Raw genomic sequence first — 15,552 nt, forward strand, 5'->3', positions numbered from 1 at the left:
GGCGGGCGATCCACGGGCGATCCGCCGGCCGGGTGCTATAGTGACGGCGATGCGAGCGGTCCGCGGGTTGGTCGGCTTGGGGTGGCTCGGGCTCGTGGCGTGTCCCTCTCCGCCCGCGGACGGGGGCGGCGGCGGGGCCGCGACGAGTGGTTCGGGGGAGACGAGCAGTACGAGCAGTACGAGCAGTACGAGCAGTACGAGCAGCTCGAGCGGGACTACGGTGGCGCCGACGACGACGGCGCCCGCGCCCGACGCCGGCGCCGGGTCGGCGTGCGGGGCCCGCAGCCCGGAGGCGCTGATGGACTGCATCGACTCGGAGCGGTGGGCCGAGGACGTGGCGTTCATCGCGAAGTCGCGGCCGCCGGGATCGATCCACTGGCAGAAGGTGCAGGACCGCTGCGCGGCGGGGCTCGAGAAGGCGGGCTTCACCGTGGAGCGCCAGGACTACGGCACGGGCGTCAACGTGATCGGGCGGCGAGAGGGCACGGAGGCGCCTTCCGAGGTGGTGCTGCTGGGGGCGCATTACGATCACATCAGCGGGTGCCCGGGCGCCGACGACAACGCGAGCGGGGTGGCCGGGGCGCTCGAGGTGGCGCGGGTGCTCGGTCAGGCCGCGTTGCCGCGGACGCTGATCGTGGCCTGCTGGGACGAGGAGGAGCTCGGCCTGTGGGGCTCGCGGGCGTTCGCGGAGTCGTTCACGGGGGCGAAGCTGGCGGTGGCGTTCAACTTCGACATGATCGGCTACGCGAGCTCGGCGGAGCAGTCGCAGATCTTCCCGGGGCCGCTGGCGGAGCGGTTCCCGGGGCTGGCCGAGGAGCTGGTGGCCCACAAGGGGCGCGCCGACTTCATCGCGGTGGTCGCAGACTCGTCGGCAGAGTCGTTCGCGCTCGAGCTCGAGGCGCACGCGGAGAGCCTCGGCCGGCTGACCGGGGTGATGACCCTGACCGAGGCGGAGAAGCTCGACGAGGACGCGTTCGGGGTGCTCGCCAGGTCGGACCAGGTGAGCTTCTGGGAGCAGGGGCTGCCGGCCCTGCACGTGTTCGACACGGGGGTGTTTCGCTATCCGGCGTATCACTGCTTTTCCGGGCTCGACACCGCGGACAAGCTCGACCAGGCGTTCGCGGCCGACGTGCTCAAGGCGACGACGGCGGCGGTGGCGACGGCTGCGGGGCTGTAGGCGGATTCGCGGTCACGCTGGCGGCGGCGCTCGCGGGGGGCCGATGCAGGGCGAGCGCCGGGCGTTCAACCCCACTCGAGGTCGAGGACGAAGCGCCGCCACTCGCGCTCGAAGCGGGGCATGTCGCGGTGGCCGAGGATTTTTTGCAGGGTGGCGTAGCCGCCGGGATCGAGGTCGGCGCCGGCGACGAAGGCATGATAATAGTCGCGCAGGCGATCGCGCTCCTGTAAATAATAGCAGAGATAGCGGGCCTGGGCGTAGTTGGCGCCGGAGCGCCGGCCGTAGAAATCGTCGGAGTCGCCGGCGCACAGCTCGGCGAACGAGCGCAGGCGCTCGCCGCGGATCTCGGCCTGGAGGCCCGGGAGGCGCCAATTGGGGTAGCCGACGATCTGGCCGTCGCGCTCGCCGCATTGCTCGTAGAGCGAGGCCAGGCCCTCGTTGAACCAGGCCGGGCAGGCGGGGAAATTGGCGGCCATGAACGGGTGGACGATCTCGTGGACGAGGGTGCCGCCGCCGGTGCCGATGTTCATGATCAGGGCGGCGTGCTTCGGCGAATAATAGCCGTAGGGGGTGTCGGGCTCCTCGCCGAACAATTCGCGGGTGTTGCGGCCGTAGCTGGCCCGGTCCGCGAACAGGTAGACGTCGATGATGCGCGCCGGGTCGCGGGCGAAGTAGTCATGCTTGAGGCGGAGCACCGACCAGTGAATGGTGCGATCGGCCCGGCGCTGGACGTCGGCCGGCGGCTCGTCGCCGAGGACCACGAAGGGCGGCTCGACGAGGACGGTGAAGCCGCGACCGGCGTGGCGCTCGCGCAATTCGGCGGCGCGGGCGTCGAGGGCGGCGCGGGTGATGAGGGGCGGGCCGAGGGCCGCGGCAGGGATCGGCGGCGGCGGCGGGCCGGGCGCAGGGAGCTCGGGCTCGGGCTCGGGTTCGAGCGTACGGGAGGGCGCGGGCGGGGCAGCGGCGGGGCGATCGCTGCAAGCGCAGATGCCGGCGGCGGCGAGTCCGAGGGCGAAGTCTCGGCGGTGCATGCCGCGGTGGAGACGCGCGGGGCCGGGGGATGGGTCTGCGCGCTTTCGAAGGAGCGAGCAGGGGCGCGTGGTGGAGGTGAGGTCGGCGGCACCTTGAGACATGTCTTCGAAGCGGCGGCGGTCGGGCCGCGAGATACGCGGCAGTCTGCGCGCGGCGGAGATTGGCGATCTGTGCTTTGGGACAGGTCGATGCTGCGGCGGCGGCCGGGCGCTCGGGCTCGGTCGCAGTCGGTGGGCGGCGAGGTTTACCAGTCTGTGCTTTGGGACAGGTCGTCGCGCGGGGCGGGGGAGGACGCCCGGAGCGCGGCGCCGAGGCGAATGGCTGCTTCGCACCGCTCTGCCTCGCCGTCCGAGATTCGGGCCAGCGCGACCTCGTCGCCCGTGCGGGTCACGGCGACGAGCTCCCAGCGCTGGATGGCGCCGACGGGCCACCAGGTGGCGCGCGGGCTGCAGGCGACGGCTCGCAGCTCTTCGCGCGGCACGAACACGTGGCGACGGAGGCGCGCAGTCGCCCGGATGCCGTCGGGGCCGAGAGTGACTCGCGTTCGCCGGCCGAATGCCGTGACTGCGAACAGCACGAGGCCGACGGTCGCAAGAGCGCCGGCCAGCGCGACGCCGGCGCGCGCGACGAGGGCCAGCACGACCAAGCCTGCGGCGATCCGCTCGACGTGGTCGGCGATGGACGGGGCGGTGTGGAGGTCGACGACGAGGGGAGGCAGGGTCGCGGGGGGTGCGTCGGGGACCGCGTCGAGCACCTGCAGCTCGCGCGCGGCGGTGACGAGCAGCGGGGCGCCGAGAGCGGATCGCAGCGCCCGCGCCTGCGCGAGCGACTGCGCGAGCGCGCGGCCGAAGACGACCATGGCGAAGACGGCGGCGACGAGCGGCCACACCAGGTCGAGCTCGCCGGGGATCACCAGCACGCCGCGACGCGCCATGTTCACCGTGAGCAGCGCGGTGAAGTACAGGACGATCCACCCGCCGGCGGTCCAGATCCAGCTGGCGTACGGCCAGGGGATGCGCAGGGCGAGACCGAAGCGGCGCTGTACGGCCGCCTGCACGCGCTCTCCGGCGCCGACTCCCGGAGCAAGGCGGGCGCCGCACAGCGAACAGGTCTCACGGCTGCGACGCGCGGGGGCGGAGCACTCGGGGCAGGCGTCGATGTCGATCGCGGCGGGGTTCGGCAGGGCGGGCGGGCACAGGCGAGCCGACTCGAGCGCGGCGAGGATGCCGGCGGTGGTCGTGGTCAAGAAGCCGAACCACGTCAGCTCGAGCGATGCGAGCAGGCGGGCGTCGACGTGCAGCCACATCAGCGCGAGCACGGCGAGCGTCGCCGTCCATACGGGTCTGGCGCGGCGGAGACTCGCGCGCTGCTCCGCGAACACGAACTGCCGGTAGTGGGCGAGCACCAGCGACCACAGGGCCTGCACGCGCGCCGCGTCGACGCCGGCGCTGCCCCGGTAGTGCCCGCGGCGGCGCGACTCCTGGCTCCCGGCCCACGAGAGCGGCAGCGGCGATCGCGGCATCGCCGGCGAGTCTAACAGGTCGGCCGCGACGAGCGTATCGGGAGACTGCTCGCTGTCGTGGATGGGCGAAGCGAGCGGGCGACGCGGCTGGCGCAAGCGCGAGGATGGGCGCGGGTGGCGAGGTGGCCGTGCGCGAGCGCGAGAAGTCAACGTTTGTGCCACAGCCTCCGACCCGTCCTCCTGGGTCGGGCAGGCACATGACGCGGCGTGAGGTCGTCCGTGCGAGCGAGGCATGGCCATCACGCGCCGGTTCTACCTGTCCTCACGGACAGGTCATTCGTGAGGGGGGAAAGGCCCTCGCGCGAGACTCGAGTCCAAGGTTGTGCCACAGCCTCCGACCCGGCCCCCCAAAGAGGTGCTCGATCGAGGCCGACGCGGCGTGCGGCCGCCTGGGCGAGCGAGGCGCATGGCCAGCACGCGTCGATTCTACCTGTCCTCACGGACATGTCGTTCGTGAGCGGCCGGGAAGGCCCTCCGGGTCTTCCCGGTCCGGACCGGATCGACGTTGCGTAGACTGGGACCGATGAAAAAGCTCGGTTTTTCGCACGGCGTCGTCCCGCTCGTCTGTTCGCTGGTCGCTTGCCCTGGCAGTCCTGGCTCCGAGGAGACAGAGGCCCCGCCGAGCAGCGCCACGGTGGATCCCGGTGACAGCACCGAGGGCGCGTCGTCGACGATCGCGGGCACGACCGACGCGAGCACCGAGGCGACCCCGACGAGCACCGCAAACACGAGCGATGCGATGCCGACGAGTACCGACGCCAACGTGAGCACGGGTGACACGTCGAGCGGCGCGAGCACGTCGACCCGCGGTGATTCCGACCCGGGTAGCAGCGGCGACACGAGCGTCGGCACCACCGGCGTCGTCGGCGTCTGCGGCGACGGCGAGCTCGACCCTGGAGAGGAGTGCGACGACGGCAACGTGCTCGCGGGCGACGAGTGCCTGCCCGACTGCACGCCGGGCACGGGAGCCGCGTTGTCGCCGATCGAGCTGTCGACGCTCGAGACCGGCGGCGTGTACATATGCCTGACGCTGCTCGACGCGGCGGTCCTCGGCGCGCCCGAGCACGCGCTGGTGATCGGCGCGAGCGTCCTGAACGCCGACTCCCAGGCGCCGTACTCGGCGAAGATCGATCGGCTGCCGTTGCCGACCGCGACCCCGGCGGCGTGGAGCGTCGCTCACGACGGCGTTATGTTCGATCGCTGGATGCGCCACCTCGCGACCGCCGAGGACGGTGATGTCCTGGCTGCCGGATCGGTCACCGTCGCGCCCGAGGCGCCCTCGAGCTCGATCTTGTGGCTCGCGCGGTTCACGGCCGCCGGCGACCTCGTGTGGGCGCAGGACTTCGAGTCCATCGCCGGCCGGCCGGAGGACCTCGAGATCAGCCCGTCCGGTGATCTCGTGGTCCCCGGGTTCGATCCCGTGGTCGGTTCCTGGCTGCACGTCTTCGACGCCGACGGCGAACCGCTGTGGCAGCACGCGGCGCCGTTCTCCTCCGAGTGGGAGGTGCGCTACGGCGGCGCCGTCGTCGACGCCGAGGGGACGATCTACGTCGCCGGCTCCGGCGGCCCCGAGGACGGTGACTTCTCGCGCTTGACGCTCGAGTCGTTCGCCGGCGACGGCACACCCGGGTGGCAGGTCGAGGCCCCCGGGACGTTCAACCACGTGACTCCGGCCGACGTGGTGGTCACCGCCAAGGGAACGCTCGTCGTCGCAGTGACGCAGGGCAAGTGGTCCGGGGATGGCACGCCCGGGCTCGTGGGATTGTCCGCCGAGGGCGCCTTGCTGTGGTGGAAGGATCTGCCGAAGGCGCGGTCCTGGTCGGTCTACGACGGCTGGATCGTCGCGGCCCCCGGCAGCGGCGTGATCGTCCCGTGGGGCGAGAGTCAGGAGGACACGAGCAAGACGCGGGTCGTCCGCTACGGGGAGGACGGGGCGACGTTGTGGTCCTTGCCGCCCGTCGGGCTCAGGCCGCGCGACGCCGCGATGGGGCCCGACGGCTTGCTGTACGTGCTGCAGGACGGCCTCGTGCACCGCTTCGTGCCCTGACGGGGCTTCGGGGGGTGCGCGCTCGATATGTCTCGGGGGACAGGCCGTCGCCGGCGCTGCGCTCTGGCTCGGGGCGCCGGCGCCCCGGTTCGTGCCGCGGCAGTCGGCGGCCGTCGTCACTTCTGGACAGGATGTCCTTCGGGACATGTGATGTGAGGCGCGCGACGACGACGAGCTCGACGCGCGCGCATGGGCAGTCGTTACTGTCGTGACAGGATGTCCCTCGAGACAGGTAAAGTGGAGCGCGGTGATTCCGTGGATCGCCCGATTGATTTCATCGCACGGGGCGATCGCCCCGATGTCGGGCGCGTGGGGCTTTCAAGGAAGTAACCCGCGAGTAACGGTGTTCGAAGGCGCGAGCTGCCATCGTCGCGCGGCATGCGGAGGACGCACTTCTTCGGGCTCGCGGTGGCCGTCGTGGCCGGCTGCGCGGCTCCTGCTCCGCGCGAGGCGCCGACGCTGGCGCCCGCGTACGTGCCCACCGGGGACGGGCGCATGCAGGTGCGCGAGGACCTGTGGCCGCGGCTCGTGCTGGCCCGGGCGGAGCGCAGCGACGTCGAGGCGGAGATCGAGGGCGTGGGTCGCCTCGAGTTCGCGCCGGACGCGGCCTATGCGGTGCGGGTGCCGTTCTCGGCCTACGTCGAGACGGTGCACGTGGCCGCGGGCGCGCAGGTGCGGGCCGACGACGCGCTGGCGACGCTCCGCAGCGGCGAGGTCGCGCGGCTGCGCAGCGAGGTGCGGCGGCTGACCGCGACCCTGGCGGCGCGCCGCGACGCGGTGGTGCGCTTCAAGCAGCTGGTCGCGCAGGGGGCCGCGTCGCCGCGCGAGCTGGTCGAGGCCGAGGCCGAGCTGGCGGCCGGCGAGGCCGAGCTGCGCGGGGTCCGGGAGAGCTTGCGCGCGGCCCAGGCCGATCACCACGGCGCCGATCGCTTCGTCCTGCGCGCCAGCGCCGACGGCCAGGTCCTGCGCCGCACGCTCGACCCCGGCGAGCGCGTCAGCCCCGACGACCTCGAGCCGGCGTTCCTGATCGGCGACGCGGTCCGCCTGGTCGCCACAGTCGCGTTCCCGGAGCGCGACGCGGCGGCCGTGCGCGAGGGGGCCGAGTGCTCGTTCTTCGCCCCGGCCCTCGGCGCGGAGCGGTTCCCCGGCAGCCTCGTGCAGGTGGTCCAGACCCTCGATCGCGCGACGCGGACGGCGGTCGCGGTGTGCCGGCCCGAGGCGACGTCGCCGCGGCTGCGCGCGGAGATGGCGGTGCGCGTGCGGGCGACCGCGCGGGGCGCCGACTCGCTGGTGGTGCCGCGCAGCGCGGTGCTGCTGCGGCGCGACGCGATGGTGGTGTTCGTCGCCGTCGGCGAGCGCTCGCTCGAGCGGCGGGTGGTGTCGCTCGGCGCCAGCCTGGGCGATCGGGTGCAGGTCACGGGCGGCCTCGAGGAGGGCGACGAGGTCGTGATCGACAACGCGGTCCTGCTCGACGGCGAGCTCGATCGCCTGCTGTGAGGGCGGATGTTCGTCGCGCTGACCCGCTTCGCAGTCCGCCGCTGGCCGCTGGTGCTGGTCGGCGCGATGCTGCTGGCGCTGTACGGGTGGATGGCGCTGCGCGAGCTGCCGATCGAGGCGTTCCCGGACGTCACCGACCCGATGGTCGAGGTCGTCGGGCTCTACCCCGGGCAGGCGGCGGAGGAGGTCGAGCGCCGGGTGACGCTCGAGCTCGAGCGGGCCTTCGCCGGCACGCCGAAGCTGATCGACCTGCGCTCGGTGTCGGTGTTCGGCCTGTCGCTGGTGACGCTGACGTTCGCCGAGGGCACGTCGGACTTCGAGCTGCGGACGCTGGTGGCCGACCGCCTGCGAGGGGCGGAGCTGCCCGAGGGCGCGGAGGCGGAGATGGGGCCGCAGGCGACGCCGGTCGGCCAGATCTTCCGCTACACGCTGCACGGCGACCGCAGCCTCCGCGAGCTGCGGGCGCTGCAGGACTTCGTGGTCGAGCGCCGGCTGCGGGCGGTGCAGGGCGTCGCCGACGTGGTCACGTTCGGCGGCTTCGAGCGCCAGTACCAGGTGCGCGTCGACCCGGTCCGGCTGGCCAGCGCGGGCGTGTCGGTGGCCGAGGTGCACGCGGCGCTGGGCCGCAGCAACGCCAACGCCGGCGGCGGTTACGTGGGTATCGGCGCGCAGGAGTTCGTGGTGCGCGGCCTCGGGGCGGTGACGTCGCCGGCCGACCTCGGCCTCGCGGTGGTGCGCGAGGAGAACGGGGTGCCGGTCCGCGTGCGCGACGTGGCGACCCTGGTCGAGGGGGCGACGCCGCGGCGCGGCAGCGTGGGCCGCGGGGCGATCGACGAGGTGGTCGAGGGCATCGTCCTGCTGCGCCGCGGCGAGAACCCGAGCGCGGTGCTGGCGGCGCTGCACGAGCGGGTCGAGCAGCTCAACGACGAGATCCTGCCGCGAGGGGTCCGCATCGAGACGTTCTACGACCGCACCTGGCTGGTCGACGCGACGCTCGGCACGGTCGGCAAGAACCTGGCCGAGGGCGCGCTGCTGGTGCTGGCCGTGGTGTACCTGTTCCTTCGGACAGCTCGAGGGGTGCTGATCATCGGCGCGGTGGTGCCGCTGTCGATGCTGACGGCCTTCATCGGCCTGCGCTGGATGGGCCTGCCGGCCAACCTGATCTCGCTCGGGGCGATCGACTTCGGGATCCTGGTCGACGGGGCGATCGTGGTGCTCGAGGCGACGCTGCACGCGATCCACCACCAGCCGCAGCGCGACCGCGGAGAGGTGATCGAGGCGGCCGCCGGCGGGGTGGCGCGCGCGGTCGCGTTGGCGCTGCTGATCATCATCGCGGCGCTCCTGCCGATCTTCATGCTCGAGCGGGTCGAGGGCCGGATCTTCGCGCCGATGGCCTACACCTACGCGTTCGCGCTGCTCGGCGCGCTGCTGTCGGCGGCGCTGCTGGTGCCGGCGCTCGAGCGGGCGCTGCTGCGCGGCCGGGTCGACGGGGCCCCGCCGCGCTGGCTCTGCGCGCTCGGCCGGGCCTACGCGGCGCTGCTGGGCCGCCTGGTGGCGCTGCGGCGGGTCGCGCTGGCGCTGCTGGCGGCGCTGACGATCGGCCTCGGGATCTACGCGCGCGACATCGGCAGCGAGTTCCTGCCCGAGCTCAACGAGGGCGGCTTCTACATCACCGCGGTGTTCCCCTCGACGATCGCGCTCGACGACACGCGCCGCCACGTCACCGCGATGCGCGCGGCGATCCTCGAGCTGCCGGAGGCGACCGACGTGCTCACGCACATCGGCCGCCCGGAGGACGCGACCCAGGCGGAGGGGCCCAACAACGCCGAGTTCTTCGTCAACCTCGCGCCGGAGTCGGGCTGGCGGCCGGGGGCGTCGCGCCGCAGCCTCGAGGCCGAGCTGCGCGCGCGCTTCGGCGACCTGCCGGGGGTCGAGCTCAACTTCTCGCAGCCGATCACCGACCGCGTGTTCGAGACCATCTCGGGGATCATCGGCCAGGTGGTGGTGAAGGTGCGCGGCCAGGATCTGGCGGCGATGACGGAGGTCGCGGAGGCGCTGCGCGAGCGATTGGCCGCGGTGCCGGGGGTCGCCGACCTGGCGCTGTACCAGGCCGGCAGCGTGCCGCAGCTGCGCATCGAGCTCGACCGCGAGGCGCTGGCCCGCCGCGGGCTGGCGGTCGAGGACGTGCAGACGACCATCCGCGTGGCGCTCGGCAGCGCGGTGGCGACGGAGGTGTGGGACGGCGAGCGGCGCTATGGCGTGGCCCTGCGCCTGCCCGACGCGGTGCGGGCCGACCCGGAGGCGCTGCGCCGGCTGGTGGTGTCGGCGCCGGTCGACGGGGTGACTCTCGGCGAGGTGGCGACGATCGCCCTCGCGCCCGGCCGCGCGGCGATCTGGCGCGAGGACTTCACGCGCTTCGTGGCGGTGAAGTTCAACGTCCGCGGCCGCGACCTCGGCAGCACCGTGAAGGCGGCCCAGGCGGCGGCCGCCGAGGTGCCGCGCGGCGAGGGCATGCAGGTGGTGTGGAGCGGCGAGTTCAAGAATCAGGACCGGGCGATGCGCCGGCTGGCGCTGTCGCTGCCGGTCGCGCTGGCGGCGATCCTCGGGATCCTGTTCCTCAACTTCGGCCGGCTGCGCGCGACTCTGGTGATCGCGGCGTTCCTGCCGCTGGCGTGCCTGGGCGCGATCGCGGGGCTGCGCGTCGCCGGCGAGCTGTTCTCGGTCAGCAGCGCGGTCGGCTGCATCGCGTTGCTCGGCCAGGTGGTGCTGTCGGGGGTGGTGCTGTGCGGGGCGATCGATCGCGCGGCCGGGAGCGACGCGAGCTCGGCGTCGATCGAGGGCGCCCGCGCGGCGCTGCGCCCGGTGCTCCTCACCACCGCGCTGGCGCTGCTCGGTCTGGTGCCGGCGGCCCTGAGCCACGCGATGGGCAGCGAGACGCAGCGGCCGTTCGCGATCGCCATCGTGTCCGGGCTGCTGGTGACGACGCCGGTGATGCTGGTGCTGCTGCCGCTGCTCCACCGCGGCGACGCGCGCGCGCGGCGAGGTGACGCGTGATCGCGTGGGCGCTGGCGCTGGCGCTGGCGAGCCCGGCCGCGCAGGAGGTGGCGCCGCGAGCCGAGGAGGCGGCGGCGGACTCGGGCTTCTCGCTGGCGCAGGCGGTGGCGGCGATGCGCGAGGGTCACCCGCTGCAGGACTACGCGGCGGCGCGGGCGGACTGGGCCGGGGCGACGCGGGTGGCGGCGCGCCTGTGGGAGAACCCGGCCGTCAACTTCGATTACTTCCTCGGCGTGCGCTCGACCTCGTACGATCGCGCCGGCGCGCTGGTGGTCGGCGTGGCCCAGTGGTTGCCGGTGACGGCGGTGCCGCGGGCCCGCGGCGAGGTCGCGCGGCACGAGGAGCGCGCGGTCGCGGGCGACAATCAGCGGCTGCTGCGAGGGCTCGAGCTCGAAGTGGAGCGGGCGATGATCGGCCTGGCCGGGGCGCTGCGCACCGTGGAGGTCCACGGCGACGCGCTCTCTGACCTGCAGGAGAGCGAGCGCATCGTCGACGCGCGGGTGGCCGGCGGCGTGGCGCCGAAGTACGACGCGACGCGGATCGGCCTCGCAGTCGCGGCCGCCGAGGCCGCGTTCCGCAGCGCCCAGGCCGACGTCAGCGCGGCGCGGGGCCGGCTCGACGTCGCCGTGGGTCCGCGCGCGGGGCAGTTGAAGGGGGCGCCGCGCATCGATTTGTTCGCCGCCGCCGAGGTCCCGCCGGTGGCGACGCTGCAGGCGCAGATGATCGCCGGGCGGCCCGACCTGGCGGCCGCGCGGGCTCGCCTCGAGGCCGCGCGCGCGAGCGTGGGCGTGGCTCGCCGGGAGGTGTTCCCCGGCATCGGCCTGCGCGTCGCGGCGGGCTTCGGCCAGGGGCCCGGACAGGTCGACGTCGGCGCCGGCGTGACGGTGCCGCTGCCGATCCTGTCGCGCGGCCAGGGCTTCATCGACCGCGCGCGCGCCGAGGCCCGCGCGGCCGACAGCGTGGCGCGCACGCTGGTCCTCGCCGCCGAGCAGCGCCTCCGCGCCGCCCACGAGGTCGCGCAGCAGCGCAACGAGGCGTCGCGGCGGCACGTGGCGATGAGCCGCGAGGGCGCCGAGGTGCTGCAGCAGCAGGCGCAGGCCGGCTACCAGAACGGCCGCCTCAGCGCGTTCGAGCTGGCCGACGCCAGCCTCAGCGTCCGCGACATGCGCCTCCGCGACCTCGAGCTGGCGACCGCGGCCCGCCTCGCCGAGGTCGAGCTGCGCTGGGTGCTCGAGGTCGGCGGCGGCGAGCGGCCCGACGATTGACGCGGCGGCGCGTCGCGCCCGTGATTGTGCTTCCGGGACGAGATGTCCCCGAGGACATGTTCGAAGTGACAGCGATCGCCGGCCCGCGCGCGCCTGGCCGCGCGATCGCTGAGCTCGTGGCCGCGCTCGCCAGGGAGCGAGGGGTCTCTCTCCGGTGACATACCGTTCACGGGCTGGTACAGCCGCCCGGAAGTTCTCCAAGGGCGAGCGGGTCAGGCTGTGGTACGGATCAAACCATGAGCGACCCGACGATCGACGAGACCGAGAAGAAGACCCCCGCGCCGAGCGACACGCAGGCGGAGACGACGGAGATCCCCCCGGCGGATACCGATGTGAAGGTGCAGCCGAGGGCCGGTGGACACCAGGTCGGCCTCTGCCTGGAACTGGAGCCGTAAGACGCCGCTCTCGCTGGGACGCGTCGGTGGCTCCCAACCCTTGGAGGATTTCGGAGCGGCGCTGCTAGCGACAGGGCTCGCAGGTTTGGGTGCGCGCCACCGCGCTGGCAGGCGGCTCGGGAGCGCGAGCCCGAGACGAGATGTCCCCGGGGACAGCCGCCGATGGGCTGTCTCCGGGGACATGTTTTTCAGCGCATCGACGGCTGTCCCGCAGGACAGGTCGCGCTCAGCCCGGCTGGATCGAGCAGTAGCCGGCGATGCAGGTGCCCTCGCCCTCGCAGCAGGCGGCGTCGACCTCGCAGGAGTCGCCGATGTGCGAGCAGGTGTCGGGCTTGTCGGAGCACACGGCCGGGTCGCCGTAGCAGAAGCCGTCGCAGCAGTCGAAGCCGGCGTTACAGCCCTGGCCGAGCTGCTTGCAGGGCGAGAGCGCCCACTCGCCGCGCATGTTGGAGTTGTTCAGCTCCTGGCCCGGGAGCCAGAAGGGCGGGTGGCTCGGGTCGGTGCCCGGGGTGATGTTGCCGTCGATCGCGGTGACCCACAGCTGCTTGCGCCGGGTGGCCGGGTTGGTGTCGGTGAGCGTGTTGCCGTACTTGCGCTCGGAGCCGATGATGAGCCACGAGTAACCGCCGACCGAGACGGGCAGGAAGGTCGGCTCGTAGGTGGTCTGGTCCTGGCCGGGCTCGATGATGCCGAAGCGTTGGCCTTGTCGAGGCGGACCACCGAGCTGCCGTCGAGGTTGGTCAGCCAGACCTCGGTGACGGCGGCGCGGGTGCGGGCCTGGTTGAGGCGGTTGAAGGCGATCCACTGCGAGTCGGGCGAGAAGGTCGGGAACGTGGTGGTGGTGAGCCCGGGGATCTTGTCGACGATCTGGTGCGCGTTGGCGAAGGAGTTGGTCATCAGGTCGACGTCGACCAGCCACAACTCGCTGTTGTTGAAGTCGAGCCAGTTGCCGTCGGTCTTGCGGGCGAACGCGATCTTGGAGCCGTCGCTCGACCACACCGGGTGCTCCGGCATGCCGCCGGGCACCGTCAGCTGCGCGAGCGGGGTGGCGCTGTCGAAGGTGGTGAGCTTGAGCGCGCCGCTCTCGTCGGACTGGCCCCACACCACGTGCGAGCCGTTGGGCGCGATCGCCTGGAAGCCGGAGGCGAGGTCGGGGTAGTAGAGGACGTTGCCGGAGGCGGCATCGATGGTGCTCCACGGGCTGTAGCCGCCGTGGAAGCTGGCGGCGATCCGCGAGCCGTCCTTCGACACGCTGTGACAGGCGACGCAGGCGACGCCCGGCGGCTTCTGGATGAACTGCTCGGGCGCGGTGGCGCCGATGTTGAGGCGCACGACGTTGCCGTTGTTGACCTCCCAGTAATAGACGGTGCCGGTCAGGTTGGCCGGGGCGATCGTCCAGGTCTGGGTCTTGGCGAGGTAGGCCTTCTGACCGTCGAAGCGGGCGATGTCCACCTTGACGTCGCCCTCGGTCGAGGCGGTCAGCTTGAGCCAGATGTCCGTCGGCAGCTTCGGGAAGTCGAAGCGCGACGGCGGCGGGACGTTGTGCCAGCCCTTGTACTCGAAGAACTCGCTGTAGGCGTGGATGTAATAGAGGTCGTTGGCGCCGCCGCCGTCCCACTGAATGGTGGGACCGATGAGGCCGCGCGGGAACACGGTCTTGTCGTACGGGTAGAGCAGGACCATCGCCGGATCGGGGTCGACGGCCATGCCGAACAGGTCCTTGGTCTCCGGCGGGACCGGGTTGGGCTCGGCGTTGAACAGCAGCTTGACCGTGGCGCTGGTGGTGGCAGCGGGCAGCTCGCCGGCGCCCTCGAAGGTGACCGTGCCGACGCCGCCCGCGAAGCCGGTGGCGCTGAGCATGCCCGACTGATCGCCGATGCCGGCGAGGTCGAGCTTGTCGAACGACCAGGTGCCGGTGACGGGGATCTTGATGCCCTTGTTGGTGACGCCGACGGCGCTGTACTGGGTCGCTGCCGGGACCACGCCGTCGACGACGGTGATGATCGCGTCGAGCGGATCGATCTCGATCGAGACGACCATGCCCGGATCGTCGCCGGTGGTCGCGGTGGTCGCCGGATCGACGGTGGTGCCGTTCGTCGTGCCGGTGGCCGAGCCCTCGGTCGGGTCGCCGACGCTGCCGCTGGCGCTCGGGTCGGCGGTCGTCGGCGCCGAGGTGTCGGTGGTGTCGCTGCCGCCGGCGGTGTTGCCGGTGCTCGGAGTGGTGGAGGCGGTGATGACGGAGCTGTCGCTCTCGGCGGGGCGATTGGGGTCGCCGCAGGCGAGCAGGCCGGCGGCCGAGAGGAGCGCCACAAGATTCCAACGCATGCGGCGATTACAGCGAAGTTCCCCGGCCGCGGCTACACGGAGATCCCCGGTACGACGCGAGCCCACGCGAGGCCCGCGGGCCGGCGCGGTCTGCAGGCGCGTACGTGGGGCTCAGGACTTCAGCGGCTCGCGCGGGGCGACGATGTCGCGCGCGAGGCCGACGAGCGCGAGGCCGCGGATCATGAGGTAAGTCGGGTCGAGCTCGAACCACCGTCGACCGTGGGCCGCGGCGCGCTGGTGGGCGTGGTGATTGTTGTGCCAGCCCTCGCCGAACGTCAGCAGGGCGACCCACCAATTGTTACGAGAGTCGTCGCGAGTCTCGTAATTGCGGTAACCCCAGCGGTGCGCGGCCGAGTTGACGAGCCACGTCGCGTGATACGTGAAAACGAGGCGCACCGGGACGCCCCACACGACCCAGCTCCAGCCCTGGCCGAACCACGCCTCGCCGACGACGTAGAGCAGGACCGCGAGGACGAACTGCGGGACGTAGTGCCAGCGGTCGAACCACCGCATCACCGGGTCGCGCAGGAGGTCGCGGGCGAACGCGCGCTCGGCGTCCTCGTCGGCGCGCATGAAGACCCACAGCATGTGGGCCCACAGCAGGCCGCGCCTCGGCGAGTGCGGGTCGTGCTCCTGATCGGACCAGCGGTGGTGCAGGCGATGCTTGCCGACCCACAGCACCGGGCTGCCCTGCCAGCTCAGGGTGCCGAACAGGACGATGACGTACGTCAACAGCCGCGGGACCGCGAAGCTGCGGTGACACAGCAGGCGGTGATACCCGAGGCAGATGCCGACGCCGCCGGCGAGCCACCAGAGGACGAGCGCGACGCCGAGGCCGCTCCACGAGAAGGTGAAGGGGGCCGCGACGACCGCCAGGTGCATCAGCCCGGCGCCGATCACGTGACTCCACATGAGTCCGCCGACTTCGGGCGAGCTGGTGGCCGGCGGAGGGACGAACTCTTCGACTTCGACTGCCGTGGACAAGGCGACCGCAGGCTAGCAGCCGCGAGCGCAGGTCTCGACGGCCGGGCCCTGCCGGCCGTGCGCGTCGACGCACGTCGGGTCCGCCGCCCGTGCCGGGCCGGAGGCGATGAGAGACCTCCCGTGCGGCCGGCGCCGATCGAGCCCGATGCCCGCGTCGGCGGGTTATTCTGCCGTCCATGCGAACTTCGTCCTCGCCCGCTATCGCGCTCTCCTGTCTGCTCGCTTGCGGCGACGGCGGCGCGGCCCAGACCGTC

General features: G+C 72.8%; 11 protein-coding genes. 6 read left to right on the forward strand and 5 right to left on the reverse strand.

The window, feature by feature from the left end:
- The first annotated feature begins 49 nt into the window (after positions 1-49).
- Positions 50-1,177, forward strand: coding sequence for a M28 family metallopeptidase (locus O0S08_RS17515; protein ID WP_269040307.1), 1,128 nt, complete (start codon positions 50-52; stop codon positions 1,175-1,177).
- A gap of 65 nt (positions 1,178-1,242) precedes the next feature.
- Here O0S08_RS17515 and O0S08_RS17520 read toward each other — a convergent pair whose 3' ends face one another.
- Both O0S08_RS17520 and O0S08_RS17525 read right to left on the reverse strand, forming a co-directional pair.
- A complete protein-coding gene (locus O0S08_RS17520; RefSeq protein WP_269040308.1) occupies positions 1,243-2,208 on the reverse strand; it encodes a gluzincin family metallopeptidase in 966 nt (321 codons plus the stop codon).
- Between the two features lie 245 nt (positions 2,209-2,453).
- The gene (locus tag O0S08_RS17525) at positions 2,454-3,731 is read right to left on the reverse strand and encodes a hypothetical protein (RefSeq protein ID WP_269040309.1); all 1,278 of its coding nucleotides are present in this window, start codon (positions 3,729-3,731) and stop codon (positions 2,454-2,456) included.
- Positions 3,732-4,254: 523 nt separating this feature from the next.
- Here O0S08_RS17525 and O0S08_RS17530 point away from each other — a divergent pair.
- From O0S08_RS17530 to O0S08_RS17550, 5 genes are all read left to right on the forward strand, one after another.
- On the forward strand, positions 4,255-5,778 hold the full coding sequence (locus tag O0S08_RS17530; protein WP_269040310.1) for a hypothetical protein: 1,524 nt from the start codon (positions 4,255-4,257) through the stop codon (positions 5,776-5,778).
- A 378-nt stretch (positions 5,779-6,156) separates the two neighbouring features.
- Positions 6,157-7,275, forward strand: coding sequence for an efflux RND transporter periplasmic adaptor subunit (locus O0S08_RS17535; RefSeq protein ID WP_269040311.1), 1,119 nt, complete (start codon positions 6,157-6,159; stop codon positions 7,273-7,275).
- Between the two features lie 6 nt (positions 7,276-7,281).
- Positions 7,282-10,329, forward strand: a complete 3,048-nt coding sequence (locus O0S08_RS17540) for an efflux RND transporter permease subunit (protein WP_269040312.1) — start codon at positions 7,282-7,284, stop codon at positions 10,327-10,329.
- Positions 10,326-11,594: a TolC family protein gene (locus O0S08_RS17545; RefSeq protein WP_269040313.1), complete on the forward strand. Its 1,269-nt coding sequence runs from the start codon at positions 10,326-10,328 to the stop codon at positions 11,592-11,594. Before O0S08_RS17540 ends, O0S08_RS17545 begins: the two co-directional genes overlap by 4 nt.
- A 236-nt stretch (positions 11,595-11,830) precedes the next feature.
- The gene (locus O0S08_RS17550; protein ID WP_269040314.1) at positions 11,831-11,989 is read left to right on the forward strand and encodes a hypothetical protein; all 159 of its coding nucleotides are present in this window, start codon (positions 11,831-11,833) and stop codon (positions 11,987-11,989) included.
- Between the two features lie 226 nt (positions 11,990-12,215).
- Here O0S08_RS17550 and O0S08_RS17555 read toward each other — a convergent pair whose 3' ends face one another.
- The 3 genes from O0S08_RS17555 to O0S08_RS17565 form a co-directional block, all read right to left on the reverse strand.
- Positions 12,216-12,434 carry a hypothetical protein gene (locus tag O0S08_RS17555; protein ID WP_269040315.1) on the reverse strand — a complete coding sequence of 73 codons (219 nt, stop codon included), beginning with the start codon at positions 12,432-12,434 and terminating at the stop codon, positions 12,216-12,218.
- 11 nt (positions 12,435-12,445) lie between these two features.
- Positions 12,446-14,314 (reverse strand): hypothetical protein, encoded by a 1,869-nt coding sequence (locus O0S08_RS17560; RefSeq protein ID WP_269040316.1) that lies wholly within the window; start codon positions 14,312-14,314, stop codon positions 12,446-12,448.
- A gap of 111 nt (positions 14,315-14,425) precedes the next feature.
- Entirely contained in the window at positions 14,426-15,298 is an 873-nt protein-coding gene (locus O0S08_RS17565; protein WP_269040317.1) for an acyl-CoA desaturase, read from the reverse strand.
- Positions 15,299-15,552: the final 254 nt, after the last annotated feature.

It is taken from the genome of Nannocystis punicea, assembly GCF_026965555.1.
Taxonomy (GTDB): Bacteria; Myxococcota_A; Polyangia; order Nannocystales; family Nannocystaceae; genus Nannocystis; species Nannocystis punicea.